This is a genomic window from Streptomyces sp. NPDC002884 (genome assembly GCF_040295245.1).
Lineage (GTDB): Bacteria > Actinomycetota > Actinomycetes > Streptomycetales > Streptomycetaceae > Streptomyces.
In genome coordinates this window covers 192377-218872 of sequence record NZ_JBEOVB010000009.1, presented here as the reverse complement: position 1 = coordinate 218872, position 26496 = coordinate 192377, and the positions used below count along the sequence as shown (strand labels likewise).

Sequence of the window (26496 nt, the reverse complement as noted above, 5' to 3'; positions counted from 1 at the left end):
GGTCCTGAAGGCCTTCCTCTGTGAGGTGATCTCGTGGTGAATCTGGCGCTCAGCGAGGAGCAGGAGGCCGTCCGGCGGCTCGCCAAGGACTTCGTGGACCGAGAGGTCGCCCCGCACGTCGTCGCCTGGGACCGTGCCGAGGACATCGACCGGTCCCTGGTCAAGAAGCTCGGCGAGGTCGGCTTCCTCGGCCTGACGATCGACGAGGAGTACGGCGGTTCGGGCGGCGACCACCTCGCGTACTGCCTGGTCACGGAGGAGCTGGGCCGCGGGGACTCGTCCGTGCGCGGGATCGTGTCCGTCTCCTTGGGACTGGTTGCGAAGTCCGTCGCCGCCTGGGGGGACGAGGAGCAGAAGCGGCGCTGGCTGCCGGGACTGACGTCCGGCGAGTACGTCGGCTGCTTCGGCCTCACCGAGCCCGGCACCGGCTCGGACGCCGGCAATCTCGGCACCCGCGCGGTCCGCGACGGCGACTCCTACGTCATCAACGGCACCAAGATGTTCATCACCAACGGCACCTGGGCCGACGTGGTCCTGCTCTTCGCCCGCTCGACGGACGCGCCGGGCCACAAGGGCGTCTCCGCGTTCCTGGTCCCCACCGACGCCCCGGGCCTGAGCCGTCGCGCGATCCACGGCAAGCTCGGCCTGCGCGGCCAGGCGACCGCCGAACTGGTCCTGGACGACGTCCGGGTGCCCGCCTCCGCGATGCTGGCGCCCGAGGGGAAGGGTTTCTCCGTCGCGATGTCGGCGCTGGCCAAGGGTCGTATGTCGGTCGCGGCCGGCTGTGTCGGCATCGCGCAGGCCGCCCTGGACGTGGCGGTGCGGTACGCGGGCGAGCGCGAGCAGTTCGGCAAGACCATCGCCCACCACCAGCTGGTCCAGGAACTGATCAGCGACATCGCGGTCGACGTGGACGCGGCCCGGTTGCTGACCTGGCGGGTCGCCGACCTGATCGACCGGGGCCTGCCCTTCGCCACCGAGTCCTCCAAGGCCAAGCTGTTCGCCTCGGAGGCCGCCGTCCGCGCCGCCAACAACGCCCTCCAGGTCTTCGGCGGCTACGGCTACGTCGACGAGTACCCGGCGGGCAAACTCCTGCGCGACGCCCGGGTGATGACCCTCTACGAGGGCACGAGCCAGATCCAGAAGCTGCTCATCGGGCGGGCGCTGACGGGGGTGTCGGCGTTCTGAGGAGGAGCACCTGAGTACGAGTCTGAGTAGGTGCGCGGATGTGGCGCGGGCCACCTCCGCCGAAGCTTGTCCCCATGAGTGACACACCGGTCAAGCAGCAGAGCACGGCAGCGTTCTACGGACAGGCCGTGGCCTCCTTCGGTATAGCCATCGCGGCCACCGCCATCGGCATCTACAACCTCCACACCGACGGCTGGGTGCGCGGCTTCCTGGCGATCGCGGTCCTGTATCTGGTGACCTCCGCCTTCACGCTGGCGAAGGTGATCCGCGACCGTCAGGAGGCCGGGCAGATCGTGAGCCGGGTGGACCAGGCCCGCCTGGAGAAGCTCCTCGCCGACCACGATCCCTTCGAGAAGATCTGAGCAGGCACTCTAAGCGGCCGCTCACCTTCGGCGGTATGGTGTAGCTCCTGTACCGAGAGGGGCGAACGAGCGATGAGTACCGCGGAGGAGACGGCCGGCGGCGAGATCGAGCCGTGGGAAGAGGTCACCCCTGACGCGGCCCGGCGACTGCTGGTCGCCGCTGTGGAGGCCTTCGCCGAGCGCGGCTACCACGCGACGACGACCCGCGACATCGCGGGCCGTGCGGGGATGAGCCCGGCGGCCCTGTACATCCACTACAAGACCAAGGAAGAGCTGCTCCACCGCATCAGTCGGATCGGCCACGACCGCGCGCTGGGCATCCTGCGCACGGCGGCCGCCGGCGAGGGCGACGCGACCCGGCGCCTCGCGGACGCCGTGAGCTCCTTCGTCCGCTGGCACGCCGGGCGGCGCACCACGGCACGGGTCGTCCAGTACGAACTGGACGCGCTCGGCCCCGACGCCCGCGCCGAGATCCTCGGCCTGCGCCGGCAGGTCGACGCCGAGGTGCGCGGGATCATCGAGGACGGCGTGGCGAGCGGCGAGTTCGCCGTACCGGACGTGCAGGGCACGACCCTCGCCGTGCTGTCCCTCTGCATCGACGTGGCCCGCTGGTTCAACGTGGACGGCCCCCGCACGCCCGACGAGGTCGGCGAGCTGTACGCCGACCTCGTGCTGCGGATGGTGGGCGCCGCGAAGTAGCACCCACGGGCGGTCGCCCGCGGGTGGTCGCCTACAGGTAGTAGCGGGCCACCGACTCCGCCACGCACACGGGCTTGTCCCCGCCCTCGCGCTCCACGGTGAAGGCGACGGCCACCTGGACGCCGCCGGTGACGTCCTCGACGCCGGTGATCGTCGCGGTGGCGCGCACCCGTGAGCCGACGGGTACCGGGGCGGGGAAACGGACCTTGTTCGTCCCGTAGTTGACGCCCATCTTCACGTTCTCGACCTTGATCAGCTGCGGGCCGAAGAGCGGCAGCAGGGAGAGCGTGAGATAGCCGTGCGCGATGGTGGTGCCGAAGGGGCCGGCGGCGGCCTTCTCGGGGTCGACATGGATCCACTGGTGGTCTCCGGTGGCTTCCGCGAAGAGGTCGATCCGCTTCTGGTCGACCTCCAGCCAGTCGGTGTGGCCCAACTGCTCGCCCACCGCCGCCTTCAGGTCGTCGGCGGATGTGAAGATCCTCGGCTCTGCCATGTCTGCGGCCCTTTCGCGTCACTAGCTGCCCATGTCACCGTGCCATAGGTCTAAGCGACTGCTTAGCATGGTCGGGTGCCGGGCCGATGTCAACGGACCCGTGGGTGAGCCGGTGGGTAGGCTTCCAGGGGTGCCCCAGATTCCCGAGAAGATCCACGAGCTCACGGTCGGCCAGCTCGCCGCGCGCAGCGGTGCCGCCGTCTCCGCCCTGCACTTCTACGAGACGAAGGGGCTGATCAGCAGCCGTCGCACGACGGGCAACCAGCGCCGCTACCACCGTGACACGCTGCGGCGTGTCGCCTTCGTCCGTGCGGCGCAACGCGTCGGCATCCCGCTGGCCACGATCCGTGAGGCCCTCGCAGAGCTCCCCGAGGAGCGCACCCCGACCCGTGAGGACTGGGCTCGTCTCTCGGCGGCGTGGCGCGCGGAGCTGGACGAACGCATCAAGCAGCTCAACCGGCTCCGCGACCATCTCACCGACTGCATCGGCTGCGGCTGCCTGTCCCTCGCCACCTGCGTCCTGTCCAACCCGGACGACGCTTTCGGCGAACGGGGCTCCGGCTCACGGCTGTTGGTGGAGCAGCGGGCGGGGGAGAAGAAGGCGGGGGAGAAAAGGGCGGCCGCCCGGAGGGCGGGAGAGGAGCCGGCGGGGGAGGAGCGGGAGGAGGAGAAGGCGTCCGGCTGCTGCTGAGCCGGGCCCGGTGACGCACTCGGCGCTCCCGGACACTCGGCGCCCCTCCCCGGCGCTCCCGGGCCACTTGGCGCTCTTCCTCGGACACTTGGCGCCCCCCCCGGGCGCCCCGCTGTGTCCGGAGCCCCACGCCCCTACAGCCCCAGGCAGCCCCACGCCCCTACAGCCCCAGGCCCCCCTGCACCGCCACGCCCGCTACACCCCGCCCGCCCGCGTGCCGCCCCGGCACGCCCGCCCGCGTGCCGCCGCCCGCGCCGCCGGCCCCTCTCCCGCTCGGTTCCTCACTCGTACTCGGTGCCGCCCTTGCGGGTCAGATACGCGCCGCTCACCGCCTTGGCGATGGCCCGTCCCCCCGTCACCGGGCTGTACCGCTCGACTGCGGGCCGGATGACCACGCCCTCGCGCAGATGCAGCCCGCGTCCGGACACCGTCTCGCGGCCGGTCGCGATCTCCAGGACCCGCTCGCTGTCGTACGGGCCCTCGAACAGGCGGGGCACGAGCGGCAGTTCGCCGTCCAGCAGCTCCGCCGCGTCCAGCCAGCGCACCACGCCGTCGATCTCCGCGGACACGTCGAACACCGCGTATCCGAGGGTGTCGCGTCGGCCGTCCGCGCCGTACGTCAGGTCCTGCACACCCGCTCCGTACACCTCCCCGAAGACGCCGATCCGGCGCGCGCCCAGCCGCTGGGCGAGACGGGCCGCGGCCCCGGGGACGTCATGGCCGTGCACGGCCCGCCAGTACAGGTTCCTCGGATCCTCCGTCAGCGCCAGGGACTTCGAGCCGAAGCCCTTCGAGGAGACGTACACCCGCTCCTCGTCCGCGACATACGTCAGCAGGCACGCCGTGCCGTGCAGTTTCTCGGTCAGGATCACCGGCTCGCCGGGTTCGAAGATGCCGGGGTAGCGCTGGATGTTCTCGATGTCGACCCAGGGCAGCAGATCCGGCGCCGACTCGACGTCGCCGCTCATGGTCGGCGGGATCGGCGGCACCCACTTGACGATGCCCAGCCGCTCCGCGAAGTCGGTGCCCTCCACGGCGGCCAGCGCCAGGTCGACGTCCGCCAGCGCCTCGGGCCGGCACACGATCCCCTGCGACAGCTCGCCCCGCAGCCGCACCGCCTTCACCCGGTCCGACCTGCTCCCCGCCAGCCGCCCGGTCAGCCCCAGCTCCTCGACCAGGGCGGTGGGGAGCACCGACTGCTCGGGGATGTACAGAGCGGCCTCGCCGGTGCGGTACGCGCCCTTGGCGACGACGGCCCGGTAGAGGCCGACCTGGGCCAGTTCGAGGGCGTCGGCGTCGGGGTGTTCGTGGACGGTCAGCACTTCGGCGGTGACACGCAGCGTCGACATGTGGGGCTCCTTCAAGGCCGCTGAGGGTGGCTCAGTTGGGTTTCATCGCCCCCAACTCTCCCTGCCGGAAAGGGATGGAGCGACCCGATTAGCGGCTGGTACCGTCTCTTCCTCGCGCGGTGGCTCAGCCGTGCCCGGCCAGCGCCTCCGCCACCAACTGGGCATTGGACAGAGCTGGTTCGCCGTCCGGCAGGCTCAGCGTGTCCTCCAGGCCCACGCGGGTCGGCAGGCCCAGTCGCCCCGCCAGCCGCAGCACCGGCCATGCGCCGCCGTCCTCCCCGTGCAGCAGGATCGGACGTCCGAACGCGCCGCCCAGCCCGGCCAGGAGAGCGTGCGCGGTCGACTCGGCCGTGTCCGGGACGGTGTCCGTCACCTCCGCGAGCACCCGCAGCACCTTCGGGCCGAGGGGCGAGCGGGCGAACCGCGCCGCCCCGTCCGTACCGGACCAGATGCCGGCCTCCACGCCCACACCTCTGTGGAGGAGGGCGGCGGCCAGCTCCTCCGCGCCCGGCTCGTGCCAGTTGACGGAGGCGTGGTCGGGCAGGACCGTCCAGTCGCGCACCCGGCTGAGCCGGGCCGCCGGGTCCGGGTGCGCCCAGGCGCCTGTCGTCACGCCGACAGGCACCGCCACCCGTGCCCGTATCGCGTCGAGGGTCGCCGCGACCACCCGCGGTGACATCGTGTCCTGACCGCACGGCGTCTTGGGATGGACATGGACATCCGTGGCCCCCGCCGCGACGGCCTCGGCCGCGGCGTCCGCCATCGCCTCGGGCGTCAGCGGCACGACCGCACCGTCCGCGGCGCCGCGCGCTCCGTTGAGACAGACCTGCACCATGGCTCGATGGTGACACCCGCCACTGACAACGGGCGTCGGTCGACGGCGTCGGCCGGCGGTATCGGCCGGCCGCACCGGCATGACCGAGGGTGCGGCATCCCCGGCGCACCCCCGCCGTGCTCTCAGGCCGGCCGCGGGCCGACCTTGGGCAGAGCTCAGGCCGGTGTCAGGCCGACACCAGCAGTCGTCCGCTCCTGGCGTACGCCAGTGCCTCGGGCGTGAGCACGGGGCGCGGTACGAGAATTCCGCAGTCCGCGCAGACCGGCCCGGCCGACGGTTCGTGATCCAGGTCGTACCTCCAGGGCAGCCGCTCGCCGCCGCACACCGGGCAGCCGGAACCCGGCGCGCGCTCCAGCGCGGCGATCAGCTTGCGCAGCACGTCGGCCAGCGGCTCACGGGGGTGGAGCCGCGGGTCGTCGCACCAGGCGACGCCGAAACCGCCCCAGGTCAGCCGGTGCCAGTCGTCGACGCTGCCGGGCCTGCGCAGTCCGTCGTGCTTCTCCTTCTTGCGGCGCTCGGCGAACTCGACCTCGTAGGCCAGCCATACCGCGCGCGCCTCCTCCAGCTCGTCCAACGCGGCCACGAGCCGCGCCGGATCGGGGGAGCGGTCCTCCGGACCGAACCCGGCCCGGGAGCTCAGGTGGTCCCAGGTCGCGCGGTGTCCGTAGGGGGCGAACCGCTCAAGGCACTTGCGCAGTGAGTACCGCCGCAGTGCGAGATCGCACCGGGGGTCCCGCACCTGTCTCGCCAGACTCCGGAAACCGGCCATCGCCTTGCACCTCCGTCACATCTGCATCTGCACTTCGGTCACTTCGGCGTCGTCGTACGGACGTCGTCGAATAGACGTATCGACATGCGATTCGGCTCCATCCGATTTCCGAGGACCTCCCCCTGCCGAAAACTTGACGCATGTTCATCTTCAATCCCGGGGATACCGGCGGTAACCTTCCGCCGACCCCCCCGTCGCTAGGAGCAGCCGATGCCACGGCGAACCCCCCGCTTCACTCTCGACAGACTGAGAACTCCCGGCAGATTCCCCGGGTTCCTGAAGACAGCCTCCGTATGCGCGCTGATCGCCGGTCTTTTGTCGCCGCTTTCCCAAATGGCGGCAGCCGCCGAGGTCACAGCGGCGAACGACTACTGCGGCGGCCAGTGTTCCGACATCCTGCCGCCCGGCGAGAACGGCAACGCCACCCTCGCCCAGATCCTCCTCAACCAGGCCTTCGGCACCCAGCCCGAGCATGCCGAGGACCAGCTCGGTCCCTACGCCAACCTGGCCAAGGGCTACCCCACCCTCACCAACGCCACGATCAACACGTTCTTCAACGACGCGTCGTTCGGTGTCGCCTCCGATCAAGTCGCCTCCACCCTGAGTCCCGCGGGCCGCACCGACGTGACGATCGTCCGCGACAAGAAGACGGGCGTACCGCACATCACCGGTACCACCAGATACGGCACCGAGTTCGGCGCCGGGTATGCGGCGGCCCAGGACCGGCTGTGGCTCATGGACGTGTTCCGGCACGTCGGCCGAGGCCAGCTCACCACCTTCGCGGGTGGCGACCCCTCCAACCAGGGTCTTGAACAGCAGTTCTGGCGCAACGCTCCGTACACCGAGGCAGACCTCCAGGCCCAGATCGACAACGCCGTAGCCAACAACGGCACCCGCGGTCAGCAGGCCCTCGCCGACGCCAACGCCTACCTGGCCGGCATCAACGCCTACATCGACGCCTCCGACAGCGGCCGCTACTTCCCCGGTGAATACGTCCTGACCGGCCACAAGGACTCAATCACCAACGCGGGCACCATCGACCACTTCAAGATCACCGACCTGGTGGCGCTGGCCTCGGTCATCGGCGCGCTCTTCGGCTCGGGCGGCGGCGGCGAGGTCAACAACGCGGTCTCCCTGCTCGCCGCGCAGGAGAAGTACGGCGTGGAGCAGGGCACCCAGGTCTGGGAGGCGTTCCGTGAGCGCAACGACCCCGAGGCCGTGCTCACCGTCCACAACGGCCAGAGCTTCCCGTACGCCACCAAGCCCGCGAGCCCGCAGGGCGCGGCGCTGCCCGACACCGGCTCGGTGGCCTCGGAGCCGCTGATCTACGACGCCACGGGCACCGGGGGCGACGCCACGGCGACCGCCACCTCCGCCACGGCGACCGCGACCGCCCTCAGCTCGGCCAGGCGCGGTATGTCCAACGCCCTCGTCGTCAGCGGCCAGGCCACCGCGAGCGGCCACCCGATCGCCGTCTTCGGCCCGCAGACCGGCTACTTCGCCCCGCAGCTGCTCATGCTCCAGGAGATCCAGGGCCCGGGCATCAGCGCCCGCGGCGCCTCCTTCGCGGGGCTGAGCATGTACGTCGAGCTCGGCCGCGGCCAGGACTACGCGTGGAGCGCCACGACCTCCGGCCAGGACATCATCGACACCTACGCGGTCGAACTCTGCCAGGACGACTTCCACTACCTCTACCACGGCACCTGCACGGCCATGGACGTGGTGGAGCAGAAGAACGTCTGGAAGCCCACCACCGCCGACGGGACGGCCGCCGGTTCGTACACGATGCGCGTGTACCGCACCAAGTACGGTCCCGTGGAGTACCGGGCGACCGTGGGCGGAAAGAAGGTCGCCTACACGACCTTGCGCTCGTCCTTCATGCACGAGGCCGACTCGATCATCGGCTTCCAGATGCTGAACGACCCGGACTACGTCAAGAGCCCGCAGACCTTCCAGAGCGCGGTGCAGCACATCAACTACACCTTCAACTGGTTCTACGCCGACTCCACGCACACCGCGTACTACAACAGCGGCGACAATCCGGTGCGGGCGAGCGGCGTCGACGCCGAGTTCCCGGTGTGGGCGCAGTCGGCGTACGAGTGGAAGGACTGGGTCCCGGCCACCAACACGGCCGCGTACACGCCGGCCTCGGCGCATCCCAACTCCATCGACCAGGACTACTACATCTCCTGGAACAACAAGCAGGCCAAGGACTACTCGACGGCCTCCTGGGGCGACGGTTCCGTGCACCGCGGCAACCTGCTGGAGGACCGGGTGAAGAAACTGGTCGCCGCCGGCGGCGTCACGCGCGCGTCCCTGACCAAGGCGATGGGGGAGGCGGCGCTCGCCGACCTGCGCGCCGAAAACGTCCTGCCCGACCTGCTGAAGGTGATCAACAGCTCCACGGTCACCGACTCCACGGCCGCGGCCGCGGTGACCAAGCTCCAGGCCTGGCTGACGGCGGGGGGCAGGCGCACGGAGACGACGGCCGGTTCCAAGACGTACGCCGACGCCGACGCGATCCGCATCCTGGACGCCTGGTGGCCGCTGCTGGTGAAGGCCGAGTTCGAACCCGGTCTCGGCGCCGGCCTGTACACGGCGTTCACCGCCAACCTGCCGATCGACGAGGCCCCGTCGGCCGCCCACGGTCCGACCGGGGCGCACGCCGGAAGCTCCTTCCAGTACGGCTGGTGGAGCTATGTCGACAAGGACATCCGGGCCGTGCTCGGCGAGTCGGTGCAGGGCGCGCTGCCCCAGAAGTACTGCGGCAGCGGCACCGTCAGCAGTTGCCGGGACGTCCTCATCAGCACCCTGAAGACGGCGGCCGGCAAGACCGCGGCCCAGGTCTACCCGGGCGACACCCTGTGCGCGGCGGGCAACCAGTGGTGCGCCGACTCGATCGTCCAGCGCACCCTGGGCGGCATCAAGCACGGCAACATCAGCTGGCAGAACCGGCCCACCTTCCAGCAGGTGGTGGAGTTCACGTCACACAGGTAGTCACGTCCCATCGGTAGTCACGTCACACGGATAGTCACGTCACACCGGTGGTCACCACGCCGGTGGTCCCTGCGGCGGCGGGTCGTGTCCTAGCGGATGCGGCCCGCCGCCAGCACCAGCCGCGCCAGCTCGGGGTGCACGATGTCGCTGTGCGCCCCGGCCGGCGCCCCGCCGCGCCGGACCACCGCCGCCGCGTCGACGTTCACGCACCCCGACTTCGGCAGCGGCCCGGACAGCGCGTCGGCGAGCACGCGCGCGTGCGTGCCCGGCACGGCCTGCACCCCGTCGTGTCCCATGGCGCCCCACTTGGCGCCCAGTGCCTCCCCGACGAGCCCCTGGGCGTCGCCCGCCATCCGCGAGGCGAGCGGGTACATCGTGCTCAGCGCCTGGTCGAACCGCGAGTAACAGCACACCAGGGGGCCGTCGATCCGGTTCTGCTGGCCCTGGAGCACCCCACGCGGGGCGAACGCGTAGTGCGAGAAGGCCCCTTGGAGCAGCGTCACCGACTTCACCGTGCGCACCCCGTCCGGCAGCCCCCGCAGCGCGAACGACACCAGCCGCCCGCCGAAGCTGTGCCCCACCAGATGCACCCTGACGGCCGGCGCCACCGACGCCAACCGCCCGACGAACGGCCCGAGTCCACGCTCGCCGACCGTCCCGGCGCGCCGCTTCATCGCGTAGTACGTCGCCTGCCGCAGCAGCTCGTGTGCCCCGTCCCAGGGGTTGGGCAGCGCGAACTCCCCGGCCCCCGGTGCGGAATCGAGGCCGGACAGGGCCCGCGCGAACTCCTCGCAGGCCACCGCCGTCGGGCAGGCGAACATCTCCGGCTCGTCCTGCGGCACACCCTCCGCCAGCGTGTCCGCCCCGAACAGAGCCTGCGGTCCCGGCGGGACCACGTCCACCAGCAGCCGCACCAGCCGGCCGAACTCCTCCAGCTCGGCCTCCTCGGGCGGCCGCTGCTCCAGCAGCCGGGAGATCCGGTCGACCACCGTGGCCCGGCCGGGGAAGGTCTCGAGCAGCGCGTGCCGGGTGTCGCCGTCCAGGGCCGGGGGCCTGGTCTCCGCGGCCGCCGCGGAGCGCGGGAGGTCGGGGATGGGCTCGTCCGAGAACCGCATCGACGGCCACACCACGCCCACGTAGCCGATGCGCGCCGCCGGGGCGAGCGCCGGGATCGGGGCGAAGAAGCGGCTGTAGAGCCTGGTCGCGCCGGAGCGGTCGCTGTTCCAGCCGTGCGAGAAGACGATCAGATCGCGGACACCGCCGCGCTTCACCCCGGCCAGCAGCCGGTCCCGCCGCCCGCCGTCGACGTCCCCGTCGGCGTCGAAGGTCAGCTCCCAGTAGGGAGTCACACTCATCGCCGGTTCCGCCATGACAGCCCCCTCGTCCCCCGAAGCGGTGCGCCAAGTGCACGCATCGTCCTGCGAACGGGGGCAATTGGCCATACGTCACGGCTCATCCGTACAAGAGGCAATCCCGTCCCGTCCGCCGGAACAGGTCCGAGCCGATTCCGGGCACCCCTTCCGCCGCAACATACCGACTGGTTAGTCTGACGGTAGAGCCGATTCGTGCCGCAGTCGCGTCGAAGGAGACCGATGGTGGAAGCCGTGCAGGATGCCGGAGTGGTCGTGACCGGAGCGGGAGGCGGTATCGGGGCCGCGCTGGCCCGCCGCTTCGCCGCCGAGGGAGCCCGGGTCGTCGTCAACGACCTGGACGCGGACCGGGCGCACGCCGTCGCCGAGGAGATCGGCGGGATCGCGGTCCCCGGCGACGCTTCCGAGATCGTCGGCCGGGCCCGGGAGGCGCTCGGCGGCACTGTCGACGTGTACTGCGCCAACGCCGGGGTCGCCTCGGGCGGCTCGGAGTCGGCCGAGGAGGCCGTCTGGGCACTGGCCTGGGACGTCAACGTCATGGCCCATGTCCGCGCGGCCCACGCGCTGCTCCCGGACTGGCTGGAGCGCGGCCGGGGCCGGTTCGTCTCGACCGTGTCCGCCGCCGGGCTGCTCACGATGATCGGCGCCGCCCCGTACAGCGTGACCAAGCACGGCGCCTACGCCTTCGCCGAGTGGCTGTCGCTGACCTACCGCCACCGGGGGGTCAAGGTCCACGCGATCTGTCCCCAGGGCGTGCGCACCGACATGCTGGACGCCACCGGCAGCGCGGGCGACCTGGTGCTCAAGCCGACCGCGATCGAGCCCCAGGACGTGGCGGACGCCCTGTTCAAGGGCATCGCGGAGGACCGTTTCCTGATCCTGCCGCACCCCGAGGTCGCCGGGTACTACCAGGTACGGGCCGGTGACCCCGACCGCTGGCTGACCAACATGAACCACCTCCAGCAGAAGTGGGAGACCGCCGGATGACCGCGCCCGCCTCCCGTTACGCGGACAAGCCCTGGGTGGCCCTCCTCGACGAGGCCCAGCGGGCCCCGATCGACCCCGCCGACTCCCTCGTGCACGCGTTCCGCAGGTCCGTCGCCGAGGCGCCCGACCGCACCTGCCTCGCCTACTTCGACGGGCGGCTCGGCTACCGCGAGCTGGACGAGCTCAGCGACTCCGTGGCCGGTCACCTCGCCGCCCGCGGCCTGGAGCCCGGCGACCGGGTCGCCGTGCTGCTGCAGAACTCCCCGCTCTTCGTCATCGCCCTGCTCGGCGCCTGGAAGGCGGGCGCGACCGTCGTCCCGGTCAACCCGATGTACAAGTCGGGCGAGGTCGCCCACGTCCTGCGGGACGGCGAGGTGGCCGCGCTGATCTGCTCCGACCGGGCCTGGGAGTCGTACCTGCGGGAGACGGCCGCCGACTCGCCGGTGCGGATCGTGCTCACCGGCTGCGAGCTGGACTTCCAGACCCGGGGCGACGCGCGCGTGCTGGCCTTCGAACGGCTCCCGCAGGCGCCGGACGCCGACGACCTCACCACCGTCGCCCGCGCCGGCCACAAGGCCCCCGAGGGCCGCGAGGCCGCCCCCGCCGACATCGCCCTGATCAGCTACACCTCGGGCACGAGCGGCGCTCCCAAGGGCGCCACCAACACCCACCGCAACATCATGGTCAACGCCGAGCGGCAGCGCACCGGGCTGCGGCTGCCCGAGGCGCCCGTCTACTACGCGCTCGCGCCGCTGTTCCACATCACCGGCATGGTCTGCCAGCTCGGCGCCTGTCTGAACAGCGCGGGGACCCTGGTCCTGACGTACCGCTTCGAGGCGGGCGTCGTGCTGGAGGCGTTCGCCGAGCACAAGCCGCACTACACGGTGGGACCGTCCACCGCCTTCATGGCGCTGGCCGCCCACCCCGACGTCACCCGGGACCACTTCGCGTCCTTCGTGAACATCTCCTCCGGCGGCGCGCCGGTGCCGCCCGCCCTGGTGGAGAAGTTCCGGGCGGGCTTCGGGCCCTACATCCGCAACGGCTACGGACTCACCGAGTGCACGGCGCCCTGCGCCTCCGTGCCGCCCCAGCTCGAGGCGCCGGTCGACCCGGCCTCCGGGACCCTCGCCGTCGGCGTGCCCGGACCCGACACGGTCGTGCGCATCGTCGACGAGCGGGGCGCGGAGGTGCCGTTCGGCGAGCAGGGCGAGATCGTCGTACGGGGTCCGCAGGTGGTCCCCGGGTACTGGCGCCTGCCCGAGGCCACCGCCGAGACCTTCCCCGGCGGAGAGCTGCGCACCGGCGACATCGGGTTCATGGACGAACAGGGCTGGCTGTACGTCGTCGACCGCAAGAAGGACATGATCAACGCGTCCGGCTTCAAGGTGTGGCCGCGCGAGGTCGAGGACGTGCTGTACACGCATCCGGCGGTGCGCGAGGCGGCCGTCGTCGGGGTGCCGGACGGCTATCGCGGCGAGACCGTCAAGGCCTACATCAGCCTGCGTCCCGGCGCCGACGCGGATGCCGATACGCTCGCGGCCTACTGCAAGGACAGGCTGGCGGCGTACAAGTATCCGCGTCAGGTGGAGATCCTGCCCGACCTGCCCAAGACGGCGAGTGGCAAGATCCTCCGTCGGGAGCTGCGTGCCCGCCCACAGGACACTCGGTAACAATCAGCAGCAGGTCAGCGGTACGACAGCGGTACGACAGCAGCAAGTCAGCAGTACGACAGCCGGTAAGGCTCGCCGATAAGGCATCGAGGAAGGCAGGTGGCGGCAGTGCCCAGGACGACGGACGGTGCAGAGGCTCCTGTCCCGCAACGGCTCCTTGCCGCCGCCACCCGGCTCTTCGCCGAGCAGGGCTACGACCGCACCTCGGTGCAGGAGATCGTCGAGGCGGCCGGCGTCACCAAGGGTGCGCTGTACCACTACTTCGGCTCCAAGGACGACCTGCTGCACGAGGTGTACGCGCGCGTGCTGCGCGTTCAGCAGGAGCGTCTGGACGCCTTCGCCAACGCCGACGAGCCGATCGAGAAGCGGCTGCGGGGCGCGGCGGCGGACGTCGTCGTCACGACGATCGAGAACCTCGACGACGCGTCGATCTTTTTCCGTTCGATGCACCACCTGAGCCCCGAGAAGAACAAGCAGGTGCGGGCCGAGCGCCGGCGCTACCACGAACGCTTCCGCGCCCTCGTCGAGGAGGGCCAGGAGGCCGGTGTCTTCTCCACGGCGACCCCGGCCGACCTGGTCGTGGACTACCACTTCGGCTCGGTCCACCACCTGTCGACCTGGTACCGCCCGGACGGTTCGATGGGGCCGCAGGAGGTCGCCGACCATCTGGCGGACCTTCTGCTGCGGGCCCTGCGTCCCTGAACAGCCGACGGGTGAGGGGCGGTCGCCACGGCGACCGCCCCTCACCGCGTGGACCTAGAGGTACTTCTTCAGCTCGCGCCGTGCCAGTGACCGCTGGTGCACCTCGTCGGGCCCGTCGGCGATCATCAGGGTGCGCGCCCCGGCGTACAGCTCGGCCAGCGGGAAGTCCTGGCTGACGCCGCCCGCGCCGTGCAGCTGGATCGCCCGGTCGAGGATGTCGACGACCGCGCGGGGCGTCGCGATCTTGATGGCCTGGATCTCGGTGTGGGCGCCCCGGTTGCCGACCGTGTCCATCATCCACGCGGTCTTGAGGACCAGCAGCCGCAGCTGCTCGACCGTCACGCGCGCGTCCGCGATCCAGTTGTGGACCACGCCCTGCTGGGCCAGCGCCTTGCCGAAGGCGTCACGGGAGACCGCCCGCCGGCACATCAGCTCGATCGCCCGCTCCGCCATGCCGATCAGCCGCATGCAGTGGTGGATGCGGCCGGGGCCGAGCCGGGCCTGGGCGATGGCGAAGCCGCCGCCCTCCTCGCCGATCAGGTTCGTCACCGGCACCCGCGCCCGGTCGAAGACCACCTCGGCGTGGCCGCCGTGGGAGTGGTCCTCGTAGCCGAACACCTTCATGGCGCGCCTGACGGTGACGCCGGGCGTGTCGCGCGGCACCAGCACCATGGACTGCTGACGGCGGATGTCGGCGCCGTCCGGGTCCGTCTTGCCCATCACGATGAAGATCTTGCAGTCCGGGTTCATCGCCCCGGAGATGTACCACTTGCGCCCGGTGACGACGTACTCGTCGCCGTCCCGCTCGATGAGGGTGGTGATGTTGGTGGCGTCGGAGGAGGCCACCTCTGGTTCGGTCATCGCGAACGCCGAGCGGATCTCCCCGGCCAGCAGCGGCTCCAGCCACTGCTTCTGCTGCCGCTCGTCACCGAACTGGGCGAGCACCTCCATGTTCCCGGTGTCCGGGGCGGCGCAGTTCAGGGCCGTCGGCGCCAGTTGCGGGGAACGCCCGGTGATCTCGGCCAGCGGCGCGTACTGCAGGTTGGTCAGACCGGCGCCGTGCTCGGCGTCGGGGAGGAACAGGTTCCACAGGCCCTGGCTGCGGGCCCGCTCCTTCAGCTCCTCGACCACGGCCGGGGTGTCCCACGGCGAGGCGAGCAGCGCGCGCTGCTCCTCGGCGACGGGCTCGGCCGGGTACACGTACTCGTCCATGAAGGCGAGCAGCCTGGCGCGGAGCTCCTCGGTGCGTGCGTCGAACGCGAAGTCCATGCCGGTCAGCCTTCCTGGAGAGTGGTCAGTCCGTGCTCGATGAAGACGGGGACGAGCTCCCCGATGCGGTCGAAGCCGCGCCCGACCGTCTGGCCCAGCGTGTACCGGTAGTGGATGCCCTCCAGGATCACGGCGAGCTTGAACCAGGCGAACGCCGTGTACCAGGAGACCGCCGACACGTCTCGCCCCGAGCGGTTCGCGTACCGCTCGATCAGCTCGGCGGGCGACGGGTGCCCGGGAGCCGAGGCGGTCGTGGAGATGGGCGAGTTCGGGAGTTCCAGCGGCACGCTGTACATCACCAGCAGCCCCAGGTCGGTCAGCGGATCGCCGAGCGTCGACATCTCCCAGTCGAGGATCGCCCGGATGGTGTCGTCGGGCCCGATCAGGACGTTGTCGAGCCGGTAGTCGCCGTGCACGACCGCCGGGGCGGGGGAGTGCGGCAGCCCGCGGCCGAGCGCCGCGTGCAGCTCGTCGATCCCGGGCAGCTCGCGGCTGCGGGAGGCGTCCAGCTGCTTGCCCCAGCGGCGCAGCTGCCGGTCGAGGAAGCCCTCGGGCCGGCCGAAGTCGGCGAGGCCCACCGAGGCGGGGTCCACCGCGTGCAGCTCCACCAGCGTGTCCGCCAGCGAGAGGACCGCGTCCCTGGTGCGCCGTTCGCCGAGCGGGGCGAGCTCGTGGGCGGTGCGGTAGGGGGTGCCCTCGACGAACTCCATGACGTAGAAGGGCGCTCCGAGCACTTCCTCGTCCTCGCACAGCAGCACCGGGCGCGGCACCGGCACGCTCGTCGGGTGCAGGGCGCTGATCACCCGGTGTTCGCGCCGCATGTCGTGCGCGGTGGCCAGGACGTGCCCGAGCGGAGGGCGCCGCACGACCCACTTCGCGGCGCCGTCGGAGACCGCGTAGGTGAGGTTCGACCGTCCGCCCTCGATCAGCCGGCCGGTGAGGGGGCCGTCGACCAGACCGGGACGCTCGCGCTCCAGCAGGGCGCGCAGCCGGTCGAGGTCGAGTCCGGGCGGATGGTCGGGGCTCATGCGCAGCTCCTGCGGACGGGACGGGAAATCAGCATGCGCACCATGATGCCGACCGGTCGGTATGCCGTCCAGTGGTCACGCCCAACGTGATCGGGGCCACGATAGGACGACGGCTCCCCGGGCAGTGCCCGGGGAGCCGTCGAAGAGCGGTTCTCGGCCGCCTGGGCCGTGCTCCCGGGGACCGCTCAGTGATCGTCCCAGTGGCCGTCGTGCTCGGCGTGCCGGTGCCCGTCGTGCAGATAGTCCAGGTGGTCGCCGTGCCGCACGTGCGCGTGCCCGCAGTCCTCGCCGTGCCGGTGCTCGTGCCCGTCGTGGGCCACGTGCCCGCCCGGCTCGCACTCGTCCCAGTGGCCGCCGTGCTCGCGGTGCAGATGCCCGTCGTGGACGTAGTCGAGGTGGTCGCCGTGCCGCACCTCGGTGTGCCCGCAGTCCGGGCCGTGCGTGTGGGTGTGGGCGGAGTGCTCGAGATGGAGGGTGGTCATGCTGCTCACCTTCGAAGCTGCGGGGTGATGACGTCGGACACGCTGCCACGCGAACTCCGCATATCGGGTCATTCGGCTTGCGTGGCGTCCGGGTACCCCGGAGGGTCGGACCCATGAAGGCCATCAGCTACTCACGCTACGGCGGCCCCGAGACGCTCGCGTACGGGGACGTCCCCGAGCCCAAGATCGGTCCCGACTCGGTGCTGGTGAAGGTCCGGGCGGCGGCCGTGAACCCCGTCGACTGGAAGGCCCGCGAGGGCTATCTGGACCCGATGCTCGACGCCGTCTTCCCGGTGATCCCCGGGTGGGACGTCTCCGGGGTCGTCGTGCAGCTCGGGGTGTCCGTCGCGGAGTACGCGGTCGGCGACGAGGTCATCGGCTACGTCCGCGAGGACTTCCTCTCCCGCGGCACCTTCGCCGAGTACGTCGGCGCTCCGGTGCGCACCCTCGCCCGCAAGCCGCGCAACCTCACCTGGGAGGAGGCCGCGGGCCTGCCGCTGACCGGGCTCACCGCCTACCAGGTGCTCACCGAGGCCCTCCGGGTGAAGCGCGGCGAGACCGTCCTCGTCCACGCGGCCGCGGGCGGCGTCGGCTCGGTCGCCGTGCAGCTCGCCCGCCATCTGGGCGCCCGGGTGATCGGCACGGCGAGCGAGGCCAACCACGACTTCGTACGCTCGCTGGGCGGCGAGCCCGTGACCTACGGCGAGGGGCTCGCCGAACGGGTCCGCGGGCTGGCCCCCGAGGGCGTGGACGCGGCCTTCGACACGGTCGGCGGCGACACGCTGAAGGTCTCCGCCAACCTGCTGGCCCCGGAGGGACGCCTGGCGTCGATCGCCGACGGGGACGTCGTGGGCTACGGCGGCCGGTACTTCTGGGTCCGGCCGAACGCCGACGACCTCACCCGGTTGTCGGAACTGGCCGAACAGGGTGTGGTGTCCGTGCACGTCTCCGACACGTTCCCGCTGGAGCGCGCGGCGGACGCCTACCGGCTGAACGAGCAGGGCCGCACCCGGGGCAAGATCGTGGTGACGGTGGACTGGGCGGACGAGGCCCCGGAGAACGGGGAACAGTGAGTCCTGCGAGGTCGCGGACGAGGTCCTAGACCACCACCAGCGCGGCGGCGCACACCGCCGTCGCCACCGCGCACAGGACCGCCGCCGTGGCGTGCCGCGGGGCGAGGGCCGCCGGGCTCGTCGCGGCCGAGAGGGCGTGGATCCGGTGGTGGGCGAGCAGCAGGAACGCCAGCCACAGGCCGCCGTACAGCGCGCAGGCGACGATCCCGGACACCGACACCCCGCCGTGCAGCGCCGCCTTCACGGCGAGCACGGCGGCCACCGTGCTCGCCAGCGTCGTACGCCGCCAGGCGAGCCGGGTCCGCTCGGGCTGAAGACCGGGGTCGCGCGCCGGCCGGGCCTCTTCGCTCATCCCTCCCACCCGAACAGCACCACGACGGCCATCGCCAGGGCCACCACCGCGATCAGCACGCCCAGCAGCGCCGGGAAGCGGGACGCCGGCAGGTCCTCGCCCCGGCGCATCGCCCGTTCGCAGCGCATCCAGTGGTTGACCGCGCGCAGGGAGCACAGCACGCCCGCGGCCAGCAGCGCCAGCGCCAGCCCGACCCGCCAGCCCCAGCGCAGATCCGGCAGGAACTGGTCCACCGCGAAGCCCCCGCCGATCAGCGCGAGCGAGGTGCGCAGCCAGGCCAGGAACGTGCGCTCGTTCGCCAGCGAGAACCGGTAGTCGGGTGTGCGGCCCTCCTCCCGGGCCTGCTCGGGAGCGAACCACAACCGGACGTTCCGTACGATCTCGATCACCCGCTGGACCCTACCCGCCGCCCGCCGGCCGCCCGGATCGCGGTGCCCGCGAGGGTGGGTCCGCGAGGGTGGGTCAGTGGGTCCGCGAGGGTGGTGTCCGACCGGCTCAGCCGGTCGCCCGGTGCGCCTTCAGCCGCTCGTACGCCGCCAGCCCGTCCGGCACCCACTCCCAGACGGGAAGCCGCCGTTCGACCTCCTCCTCGGGGAGGAAGCCGTGCCAGGCCACCTCCTCCACCTGGGGGTCCACCGGCAGATCGCAGCGGACCTCGTAGACGGCCGACCACCAGCTCCCGGCGGCCCCCGCGTCGTACAGGAACTTGAAGAGGAACTCCGGGCGGGGCAGGCCGCTCACCCCCAGTTCCTCCTCGGCCTCGCGCAGGGCGGCGTCGTCGTAGGCCTCGCCCGCGCCGACCACACCGCCGACGAACATGTCGTACAGCGAGGGGAAGACCAGCTTGGTCGGGGTGCGGCGGTGGACGAAGACACGGCCCTCGGCGTCCCTGGCCCGGACGAAGACGCAGCGGTGACGCAACCCCTCGGCGTATGCGTGCCCGCGAGGGGCCTGTCCGACCACCCGGTCGTTCTCGTCGACGATGTCGAGGATCTCGTCAGCAGCGCTCATGGGCCCATCCAAGCAGGCCCGCCACCCGTGCCGACGGCTGGTCACCGGTGCCGCAGGCCGCCGGTCATTGGTGCCGACGGCCGGTCACCGGCCGGCGGCTACTGGGGCTGGAGGTCGGGGACCCGCTCCCGCGGCGCCGTGCCGCGCGGCATCGCCGGGTGCAGTCCGAGGAGCACGATGCCCGCGACGATCGCCGCGAGCCCCGCCGCCTCCCAGGCCAGCGCGCCGGTGTCGGTGCGCAACCGGTCGCCGAGGAAGCCCACCCCGCAGATGATCCCCGCGAGAGGCTGCGCCGCGGTCAGCGCGGGCAGCGACAGCCGCAGGGGCGCCGTCTCGAACGCGCTCTGGACGAGCACGAGACCGGTCACGCCGAGGGCCAGCACCGCGTACGGCTGCCAGCCGGTCAGCAGCTCGCCGAGACCGCCCGCCGAGAAGCGCTGCCCGCTGACCCTGGTCAGCGCGTCCTGGACGCCGTACAGCAGACCGGCCGCGAGGGACAGCAGCACAGGGCCGGAGCTCAGCCGGGAGCGTTTGGCGTAGGTGGTGAGCAGCAGGGCCAGCCCGATCATCACTCCCATGATCAGCCAGTGCCGTACCGGATCCGCGACCGCGGTGCCGCCGCGCGGCTCGCCCGCCACGATGAAGGTGGTCACCCCGCCGGCGAGCAGGACCAGGCCCGCCCAGCCCTGGCGGCCCAGCGACTGCTTCGTCTGGTGCCGGGAGAGCGCGAGGGCGAACAGCAGATTCGTCGCGAGGAGCGGCTCCACCAGGGAGATCTCGCCCTGTCCGAGCGCGACCGCACCCAGTGCCATGCCCGCCACCATGAGACCGATGCCACCCAGCCAGCGGGGCACCTTCATCAGGTCGAGCAGCAGCCGGGGCGAGAGGAAGTCACCGAGCGGCGCCCGCTGGGCCGCGTTCTGCTGGAGTACGAACCCGAAGCCCAGGCAGCAGGCGGCACTCACGGCGAGAACCAGAACCAGAACCGACACGCTGCCTACCTCGATCATCCGGTCGGACCACGGACGGGATGCGTAGTGGCCGACTGTAGCGTCCCAGCGCCCTCGGCGCCTCGAGTACCCGGAACCGGGCGGTTGACCCGGCCGCGGCACCCGGGAACAGGACCGGGGGTTGCGGGGCGGCCCTACGGCCATGGTGTGGGCTCCGGCCGGGCCGCGCCATGGCGTACGCCACACCGGTCGCCGCGGCACCCGGTGGCAGGGGGTCCCACCAGCGGCGCTCCGCCACCGGAATTCCGTCACCGGACAGCGGCCGTCGTCCGTCGTCTCCTCCCGACCCTTGACGGTGACTGTTCCCTAGGGATTGGCTGTGCGTGATCGGTCGATCGCAGGCCGATGTCAGAGCCGCCGCCGAGGGAGATGAGGAAGTCCCGCGGTGCCCTTATCCCCGCCCCCTCCCGGCCGTGATCACGACCGCGTCCCCCGGACCCCCGACCCGGCCCTGGACGACACCGATCTCGGCCTCGCCCGCGCCGCGCTGGCCCAGGGCCGCCGGCAGCCCGTCCGAGCCCTGCTGGCCAGGACCGGCGCCGACTGGGACCGGCGCGCACACCGGACGACGGTCCTCGCCCTCGAACCCTGCGCGGCCGCCCGGGCCCACGAGTGGCTGCTCGCCGAACCCGGCAGCGCCGACGCCGCCGTGCTGCTCGCCCTGGCCCGGGTCGGCCGGGCCCTGCGCGGCGAGGAGGACGCGGCGCTCGCCCGGGCGGCGTGCCGTTCGGCCGCCGCGCTCGCACCCGCCGACCCCACCCCCTGGCTCGGCCTGCTCCAGCTGGAACGGGACGGCGGGGCGGCGGCCGTGCGGATCTTCGAGGAGGTCCGGGCCCGGCACCGCGACCACCACCACGCGCACCACCTCATGGTCGCCCGGCTCGCCGAGCGTCGCGCGGACGGTGGCCCGGACCCGCTGCACGAGGTCTACGACTTCGCCGCCTGGGCCGCCGAACAGGCGCCCGCCGACTCCCCGCTGGCGATCCTCCCGGTCGTCGCGCACGCCGAGCGCTACCGCGTCCTGGCCGCCCACGGCTTCGCGCCCGCCGACCCCGCCGCCTCCGGGCACTGGCGGGACGGCCGGACCCGGGGCGTGATGAAGGCCGCCTTCGACTGGTGGCTGGAGTGGGAGCACGACGACCACCCCCGCCACCTGATCGACCTGAACTTCCTCGCCCACGCCAAGGTCCTGGAGGGCCGGGGCGCCGAGGCCGCCGCCCTCTTCCACCGCATCGGCCGGCACGCCACCCCGGAGCCCTGGTCCTACCCGGACCGTGACCCGGGAACGGCCTTCCACGCGGCCCGAGCCGCCGCGCTCGGTCTGGGAACGGGGTGGGACGCGCTCGGTCCGGGAACCGGGTAGGACGCGCTCGGTCTGAGAGCCGGGTGAGAAGTGATGACGTAAATCTGACGTCCGCCCGGGATCCCTGGCCCCGGCGGCCCTCCGGGTGCTCGAATGGAAGGGTGAACCCCGAACCACCCGAGCCGGCCGAGGCACCCCAGGCGTCCGGTCCGCACGCAGCACCCGCGGAACGCGGCGCGCCCGTCGGCCGGCGGGTCTTCCTCGGCACGCTCGCCCTGGGCGCGCTGGGAGTCGTCGCGGCGCCCCCGCTCCAGCGCGGTATGGAGGCGTTCCTCGGCAGCGCCGCCGACAAGGACCCCACCGGCCTCACGGGTCTGCTGCCCAACGGCGGCGGCTTCCGCTACTACTCGGTGACCTCCTCGGTCCCGCACAGGAGCGCCACGGACTACCGCCTCACCGTGGACGGTCTCGTGGACCGGCCCGCCGGCTACACGCTGGCCGACCTCAGGGCCCTGCCCCAGACCCGGATGGTCAAGGACGTCCAGTGCGTCACCGGCTGGCGGGTGCCGGGCACACCCTTCGAGGGCGTCCGGCTGTCCACCCTGCTCGACGCGGCCGGAGTCCGCGCCGAGGCGGGCGCCGTCCGCTTCACCTGCTTCGACGGCGCCTACACCGAGAGCCTCACCCTCGCCCAGGCCCGCCGCGCCGACGTCCTGGTCGCGCTGCGCATGCAGGACAAGGACCTCGGCCACGACCACGGCGGACCCGTCCGCCTCTATGTGGCGCCCATGTACTTCTACAAGTCCGCCAAGTGGCTCTCCGGCATCACCGTCACCGAGAAGGTGAAGCCCGGCTACTGGGAGGAGCGTGGCTACGACGTCGACGCCTGGGTCGGCCGCTCGAACGGACGGGACGATGAGCCTACGAGCTGAGGCGCCGCCGGCGACCACGGAGATCCCCCGCTTCACCCGCGCCGAACGGTGGGTGCACCGCACCACGGCCCTGCTGATGGGCGTGTGCGTGGTGACGGCGGCCGTGCTGTACATCCCCGAGTTCGCCCAGCTCGTCGGCCGCCGCGAGCTGGTGGTCCGCGTCCACGAGTGGGCGGGCCTGGCCCTGCCCGTCCCGGTCCTCGCGGGCCTCGCCTCCCGCGCGTTCCGCGCCGACCTGCGGCACCTCAACCGCTTCGGCCCGCACGACCGCCGCTGGCTGGGCGCCGCCCTGCGCCGGGACAAGCGGCGGCAGTCGCGTCCGGCGGCCAAGTTCAACGCCGGACAGAAGGTCTACGCGGCCTGGATCGCCGGGGCGAGCCTCGTGATGCTCGGCACCGGCCTGCTCATGTGGTTCACCCACCTCACCCCGATCATGTGGCGCACCAGCGCGACCTTCGTCCACGACTGGCTCGCCCTCACCATCGGCGTGGTCCTGGCCGGCCACATCGGCATGGCCCTGGGCGACCCGGAGGCCCGGCGCGGGATGCGCACGGGCTCCGTGAGCCGGGAATGGGCCCACCGGGAACACCGCCTGTGGCGTCCTTAGGCGAGCCCCCTCCGCTAGACGACCAGTGAGAGGAGCAGGACCAGACCGCCGGCGACCACGGAGATGATGGTCTCCATGACCGACCAGGTCTTGATGTTCTGGCCGACGGTGAGCCCGAAGTACTCCTTCACCAGCCAGAACCCGGCGTCGTTGACATGGCTGAAGAACAGCGAGCCGGCGCCGATGGCCAGGACCAGCAGGGCGGTGTGCGTGGTCGACATGTCGGCCGCGAGCGGCGCGACCAGGCCGGCCGCCGAGATCGTCGCCACGGTCGCCGAACCGGTCGCCAGCCGGATGGTCACCGCGATCAGCCAGGCCAGCAGCAGCGCCGGGATCGACCAGTCCTTGGAGATGTCCAGGACCATCTGGCCCACGCCGCAGTCGATCAGCGTCTGCTTGAAGCCGCCGCCCGCGCCGACGATCAGCAGGATGCCCGCGATGGGCGCGAGGCCCTTCTCGACCAGCCCCGAGATCCGGTCCTTGGCGAACCCGGCGGGCCTCAGCAGGGTGAAGATGCCGACGAGCACGGCGGTGAGCAGCGCTATCAGCGGCGAGCCGACGACGTCGAAGACACGCTGCACGGTGTGCTCGGGGTCGTCCACCACGATGTCGACCAGCGCCTTGGACAGCATGAGCACGACGGGCAGCAGGATGGTGGCGAGCGTGGCGCCGAAGCCGGGCCGCTTCTCCAGGTCCTCGGAGGGCCGCTGGGGAATCATGCGGTCGGGGGCGGGGACGTCGACCCAGCGGGCGGCGACCCGCGAGAACAGCGGACCCGCGACGACGACCGTCGGCACGGCGATGAGCACGCCGAGCGCCAGGGTGACGCCCAGGTTGGCGCCGACCGCGTCGATCGCGACCAGCGGACCGGGATGCGGGGGGACGAGACCGTGCATGACCGACAGACCGGCCAGCGCTGGGATGCCGATCCGCATGAGCGAGTAGTTGCCCCGCTTGGCGACCATCAGCACGACGGGGATCAGCAGCACCACGCCGACCTCGAAGAACAGCGGCAGACCGATGACGGAGGCGATCAGCACCATCGCCCACGGCATCGAGCGGCCGCCCGCCCTGGCGAGGATCGTGTCCACGATCTGGTCGGCGCCGCCGGAGTCCGCGAGCATCTTGCCGAGGATCGCGCCCAGCGCGATCAGCACGCCCACCCCGGCGACGGTGGCGCCGAGTCCGGTGGTGAACGAGGCGATGGCCTTGTCGAGCGGCGCCCCGGCGAACGCGCCGAGCGCGAGCGAGCCGATGGTCAGCGCGAGGAAGGCGTGGAGCTTGAACTGAGTGATGAGCAGGACGATCACGGCGATGCCCGCCAGGACGGCGATGCCCAGCTGCGCGTGGCCGGCCGAGGTGATCGGCTCGACGGTGTCCGCTGCCAGCATCTCGACACTGAGTCTGGTCACGGGTGATTCCCTTTGCAGATATGGGGACGGGGGGGAAGTGCGGGGTGGTCGGTGCGAGGTGGTCAGGCAGGCTGAGGAAGCGCGTCGAGCGCGGTCACGGCCCGCCCGGCGATGGCCTCCGGGCTGCCGGAGACGTCGACGACGACGCCGGTCTCGTCCGCCTGGAGCGGCTGGAGCGTGGCGAACTGGGAGTCGAGCAGCGCGGTCGGCATGAAGTGGCCCTGCCGGTGCGCCATGCGGTCCTCGATCAGCGCGCGGTCGCCCGCGAGGTGTACGAAGACGACCCCGGGGGCCGCGGCCCGCAGCCGGTCGCGGTACGACCGCTTCAGCGCCGAGCAGCTGACGACCCCGCCGAGCCCGGCCCGCTCGTCCGCCCAGCCGCCGATGGCGTCGAGCCACGGCCACCGGTCGTCGTCGCCGAGCGGGGTGCCGGCCGACATCTTGTCGATGTTGGCCTGCGGGTGGAAGTCGTCGCCCTCGGCGTACGGAACGCCCAGCCGGGCGGCGAGCAGGGGACCGATGGTGGTCTTGCCCGTGCCGGCGACGCCCATCACCACGACGACGTGCGGGGTACGCATCTCTGCCTCACTGTCTGCCTCGACGTCTGACGTCAACGGACGCCGACGACACTGAATCCGATTAGGTCCGACTAATTCAAGAGTGTGTGACAAATAAGTCTGACTTTTTGGCTCAGTGATCTACCCCGTACTCTGAGTGCATGACCACTCCGGGCCGGGGTCTGCACGGCCAACTACTGGACGCCCTGGGCCCCGCGATCACCGCGGGTGAGTACCCGCCGGGCAGCGTTCTGCGCACCGACGAACTGGCCCAGCGCTTCGACGTCTCCCGCTCGGTGATGCGCGAGGCGGTCCGCGTCCTGGAATCCATGCACCTGGTCGAGTCCCGCCGCCGGGTGGGCGTGACGGTCCGCCCCCGGTCCGCGTGGAACGTCTACGACCCGGAGGTCATCCGCTGGCGGCTGGCCGGCGCCGACCGCCCGCACCAGCTGCGCTCGCTCACCGTCCTGCGCTCGGCGATCGAACCGGTCGCGGCGGGCCTGGCGGCGAGACACGCCACGGCGCAGCAGTGCGCCGAGCTCACGGAGTGCGCGCTCGGCATGGTGGCCAACTCACGCGGCCACCGGCTGGAGGGATACCTCGTCCACGACGTCGCCTTCCACCGGGTGATCCTCGCCGCCTCGGGCAACGAGATGTTCGCCCGCCTCGGCGACGTCGTCGCGGAGGTCCTGGCGGGCCGCACCCATCACGAGGTCATGTTCGAGGACCCCGACCCGGCCGCCGTCACCCTGCACGTCCAGGTCGCGGAGGCGGTCCGCGAGAGGGACGCGGCCCGCGCGGAGCGGCTCACCCGGGAGATCACGGCCGGCGCCCTCCAGGAACTGGACATCCTGGCGCCCTGACGCGCCGGCGCGTCACTCGGGGAATTCCCCGTCCACGTACACCCAGGCCCTGGTCACCCGCTCGAACCGGCTGCGCTCGTGCAGCGCGCCGCCCCGGTAGGAGGCCCGGAACTCCACGGTCCCGGTCGTGTGGAAGGCGCTCCCGTCCGCCGTCCCGAGGATCTCCAGGCCCGTCCACCGCATCCCCGGATCGAGCTCGAGCCGCTCCGGCCGCGTCCGCGGATGCCATGTCCGCAGCAGATACCCCACGTCACCCCGCACGAAGGCGCAGTACCGCGACCGCATGAGCGCCTCGGCGGTCGGCGCGGCCTCGGCGCCCGCGTGGCGACGACCACAGCAGGCCTCGTACGGCGCGGGCAGCCCGCAGGGGCAGCCGGCGGGCGTGGCGGGTGAGGTGCGGACGGCGGCGGAGGCGCGCTGTCGCGGGCGGGCGGTGCGTCGGGCCATGCCCCCATTGTGCCCGCCCGCCGATCGCGCCCGTCGGA

Annotated in this window: 28 protein-coding genes; 13 read left to right on the top strand and 15 right to left on the bottom strand. The window is 72.0% G+C overall.

What is annotated here, in order from left to right; all coding sequences use genetic code 11:
- The first annotated feature begins 36 nt into the window (after window positions 1-36).
- The 3 genes from ABT070_RS21010 (at window position 37) to ABT070_RS21000 (ending at window position 2249) form a co-directional block, all read left to right on the top strand.
- Window positions 37-1188: an acyl-CoA dehydrogenase family protein gene (locus ABT070_RS21010; RefSeq protein WP_351762873.1), complete on the top strand. Its 1152-nt coding sequence runs from the start codon at window positions 37-39 to the stop codon at window positions 1186-1188.
- Window positions 1189-1262: 74 nt separating this feature from the next.
- A complete protein-coding gene (locus tag ABT070_RS21005) occupies window positions 1263-1550 on the top strand; it encodes a YiaA/YiaB family inner membrane protein (protein WP_351762705.1) in 288 nt (95 codons plus the stop codon).
- A 72-nt stretch (window positions 1551-1622) separates the two neighbouring features.
- Complete coding sequence (locus ABT070_RS21000; protein WP_351762703.1) at window positions 1623-2249, top strand: TetR/AcrR family transcriptional regulator; 627 nt, start codon at window positions 1623-1625, stop codon at window positions 2247-2249.
- A gap of 31 nt (window positions 2250-2280) precedes the next feature.
- On the opposite strand, the gene ABT070_RS20995 is transcribed toward ABT070_RS21000, so the two are convergent.
- Window positions 2281-2742 (bottom strand): MaoC family dehydratase, encoded by a 462-nt coding sequence (locus tag ABT070_RS20995; protein WP_351762700.1) that lies wholly within the window; start codon window positions 2740-2742, stop codon window positions 2281-2283.
- Between the two features lie 130 nt (window positions 2743-2872).
- On the opposite strand from ABT070_RS20995, the gene soxR reads away from it, so the two are divergent.
- Window positions 2873-3433 (top strand): redox-sensitive transcriptional activator SoxR, encoded by a 561-nt coding sequence (gene soxR, locus ABT070_RS20990; RefSeq protein ID WP_351762697.1) that lies wholly within the window; start codon window positions 2873-2875, stop codon window positions 3431-3433.
- Between the two features lie 281 nt (window positions 3434-3714).
- Here soxR and ABT070_RS20985 read toward each other — a convergent pair whose 3' ends face one another.
- The 3 genes from ABT070_RS20985 to ABT070_RS20975 form a co-directional block, all read right to left on the bottom strand.
- The gene (locus ABT070_RS20985; protein WP_351762694.1) at window positions 3715-4782 is read right to left on the bottom strand and encodes an RNA ligase (ATP); all 1068 of its coding nucleotides are present in this window, start codon (window positions 4780-4782) and stop codon (window positions 3715-3717) included.
- A gap of 124 nt (window positions 4783-4906) precedes the next feature.
- Complete coding sequence (locus ABT070_RS20980) at window positions 4907-5617, bottom strand: 3-keto-5-aminohexanoate cleavage protein (protein WP_351762691.1); 711 nt, start codon at window positions 5615-5617, stop codon at window positions 4907-4909.
- A 166-nt stretch (window positions 5618-5783) separates the two neighbouring features.
- Complete coding sequence (locus ABT070_RS20975; protein WP_351762688.1) at window positions 5784-6386, bottom strand: hypothetical protein; 603 nt, start codon at window positions 6384-6386, stop codon at window positions 5784-5786.
- Between the two features lie 210 nt (window positions 6387-6596).
- Here ABT070_RS20975 and ABT070_RS20970 point away from each other — a divergent pair, with 210 nt between their 5' ends.
- Window positions 6597-9383 (top strand): penicillin acylase family protein, encoded by a 2787-nt coding sequence (locus ABT070_RS20970; protein ID WP_351762685.1) that lies wholly within the window; start codon window positions 6597-6599, stop codon window positions 9381-9383.
- An 89-nt stretch (window positions 9384-9472) separates the two neighbouring features.
- On the opposite strand, the gene ABT070_RS20965 is transcribed toward ABT070_RS20970, so the two are convergent.
- Window positions 9473-10753, bottom strand: a complete 1281-nt coding sequence (locus ABT070_RS20965; RefSeq protein ID WP_351762682.1) for a serine-threonine protein kinase — start codon at window positions 10751-10753, stop codon at window positions 9473-9475.
- Window positions 10754-10975: 222 nt separating this feature from the next.
- Between ABT070_RS20965 and ABT070_RS20960 the strand changes: the two genes are divergently transcribed.
- From ABT070_RS20960 to ABT070_RS20950, 3 genes are all read left to right on the top strand, one after another.
- Complete coding sequence (locus ABT070_RS20960; protein WP_351762679.1) at window positions 10976-11740, top strand: SDR family oxidoreductase; 765 nt, start codon at window positions 10976-10978, stop codon at window positions 11738-11740.
- A complete protein-coding gene (locus ABT070_RS20955) occupies window positions 11737-13410 on the top strand; it encodes a class I adenylate-forming enzyme family protein (protein WP_351762676.1) in 1674 nt (557 codons plus the stop codon). Before ABT070_RS20960 ends, ABT070_RS20955 begins: the two co-directional genes overlap by 4 nt.
- A 108-nt stretch (window positions 13411-13518) precedes the next feature.
- The gene (locus tag ABT070_RS20950; protein WP_020128252.1) at window positions 13519-14112 is read left to right on the top strand and encodes a TetR/AcrR family transcriptional regulator; all 594 of its coding nucleotides are present in this window, start codon (window positions 13519-13521) and stop codon (window positions 14110-14112) included.
- A 54-nt stretch (window positions 14113-14166) separates the two neighbouring features.
- Here ABT070_RS20950 and ABT070_RS20945 read toward each other — a convergent pair whose 3' ends face one another.
- The 3 genes from ABT070_RS20945 to ABT070_RS20935 form a co-directional block, all read right to left on the bottom strand.
- Window positions 14167-15381, bottom strand: coding sequence for an acyl-CoA dehydrogenase family protein (locus ABT070_RS20945; protein WP_351762674.1), 1215 nt, complete (start codon window positions 15379-15381; stop codon window positions 14167-14169).
- Between the two features lie 5 nt (window positions 15382-15386).
- Window positions 15387-16409 carry a phosphotransferase family protein gene (locus tag ABT070_RS20940; RefSeq protein ID WP_351762671.1) on the bottom strand — a complete coding sequence of 341 codons (1023 nt, stop codon included), beginning with the start codon at window positions 16407-16409 and terminating at the stop codon, window positions 15387-15389.
- A gap of 185 nt (window positions 16410-16594) precedes the next feature.
- Window positions 16595-16891 carry a hypothetical protein gene (locus ABT070_RS20935; RefSeq protein WP_351762669.1) on the bottom strand — a complete coding sequence of 99 codons (297 nt, stop codon included), beginning with the start codon at window positions 16889-16891 and terminating at the stop codon, window positions 16595-16597.
- A 113-nt stretch (window positions 16892-17004) separates the two neighbouring features.
- Between ABT070_RS20935 and ABT070_RS20930 the strand changes: the two genes are divergently transcribed.
- Entirely contained in the window at window positions 17005-17964 is a 960-nt protein-coding gene (locus ABT070_RS20930; RefSeq protein WP_351762667.1) for an NADP-dependent oxidoreductase, read from the top strand.
- Window positions 17965-17989: 25 nt separating this feature from the next.
- On the opposite strand, the gene ABT070_RS20925 is transcribed toward ABT070_RS20930, so the two are convergent.
- The 4 genes from ABT070_RS20925 to ABT070_RS20910 form a co-directional block, all read right to left on the bottom strand.
- Window positions 17990-18316, bottom strand: coding sequence for a DUF202 domain-containing protein (locus ABT070_RS20925; protein WP_351762664.1), 327 nt, complete (start codon window positions 18314-18316; stop codon window positions 17990-17992).
- The gene (locus ABT070_RS20920) at window positions 18313-18705 is read right to left on the bottom strand and encodes a YidH family protein (RefSeq protein WP_351762662.1); all 393 of its coding nucleotides are present in this window, start codon (window positions 18703-18705) and stop codon (window positions 18313-18315) included. Before ABT070_RS20920 ends, ABT070_RS20925 begins: the two co-directional genes overlap by 4 nt.
- 106 nt (window positions 18706-18811) lie before the next feature.
- The gene (locus ABT070_RS20915; protein WP_351762659.1) at window positions 18812-19327 is read right to left on the bottom strand and encodes an NUDIX hydrolase; all 516 of its coding nucleotides are present in this window, start codon (window positions 19325-19327) and stop codon (window positions 18812-18814) included.
- Between the two features lie 98 nt (window positions 19328-19425).
- The gene (locus tag ABT070_RS20910; RefSeq protein WP_351762657.1) at window positions 19426-20319 is read right to left on the bottom strand and encodes a DMT family transporter; all 894 of its coding nucleotides are present in this window, start codon (window positions 20317-20319) and stop codon (window positions 19426-19428) included.
- A 403-nt stretch (window positions 20320-20722) separates the two neighbouring features.
- Here ABT070_RS20910 and ABT070_RS20905 point away from each other — a divergent pair, with 403 nt between their 5' ends.
- The 3 genes from ABT070_RS20905 to ABT070_RS20895 all read left to right on the top strand — a co-directional run bounded on the left by ABT070_RS20905 (window position 20723) and on the right by ABT070_RS20895 (window position 23179).
- Window positions 20723-21700, top strand: a complete 978-nt coding sequence (locus ABT070_RS20905) for a hypothetical protein (RefSeq protein ID WP_351762654.1) — start codon at window positions 20723-20725, stop codon at window positions 21698-21700.
- 101 nt (window positions 21701-21801) lie between these two features.
- Entirely contained in the window at window positions 21802-22572 is a 771-nt protein-coding gene (locus tag ABT070_RS20900; RefSeq protein ID WP_351762651.1) for a molybdopterin-dependent oxidoreductase, read from the top strand.
- Window positions 22556-23179 (top strand): cytochrome b/b6 domain-containing protein, encoded by a 624-nt coding sequence (locus ABT070_RS20895; protein ID WP_351762648.1) that lies wholly within the window; start codon window positions 22556-22558, stop codon window positions 23177-23179. Before ABT070_RS20900 ends, ABT070_RS20895 begins: the two co-directional genes overlap by 17 nt.
- Before the next feature lie 14 nt (window positions 23180-23193).
- On the opposite strand, the gene ABT070_RS20890 is transcribed toward ABT070_RS20895, so the two are convergent.
- Complete coding sequence (locus tag ABT070_RS20890; protein WP_351762645.1) at window positions 23194-24591, bottom strand: GntT/GntP/DsdX family permease; 1398 nt, start codon at window positions 24589-24591, stop codon at window positions 23194-23196.
- A 62-nt stretch (window positions 24592-24653) separates the two neighbouring features.
- Complete coding sequence (locus ABT070_RS20885; RefSeq protein ID WP_351762642.1) at window positions 24654-25169, bottom strand: gluconokinase; 516 nt, start codon at window positions 25167-25169, stop codon at window positions 24654-24656.
- Window positions 25170-25309: 140 nt separating this feature from the next.
- Between ABT070_RS20885 and ABT070_RS20880 the strand changes: the two genes are divergently transcribed.
- Window positions 25310-26011: a FadR/GntR family transcriptional regulator gene (locus tag ABT070_RS20880; protein ID WP_351762640.1), complete on the top strand. Its 702-nt coding sequence runs from the start codon at window positions 25310-25312 to the stop codon at window positions 26009-26011.
- Between the two features lie 12 nt (window positions 26012-26023).
- Here ABT070_RS20880 and ABT070_RS20875 read toward each other — a convergent pair whose 3' ends face one another.
- Window positions 26024-26458 (bottom strand): YchJ family protein, encoded by a 435-nt coding sequence (locus tag ABT070_RS20875; RefSeq protein WP_351762638.1) that lies wholly within the window; start codon window positions 26456-26458, stop codon window positions 26024-26026.
- Between the last annotated feature and the right edge of the window lie 38 nt (window positions 26459-26496).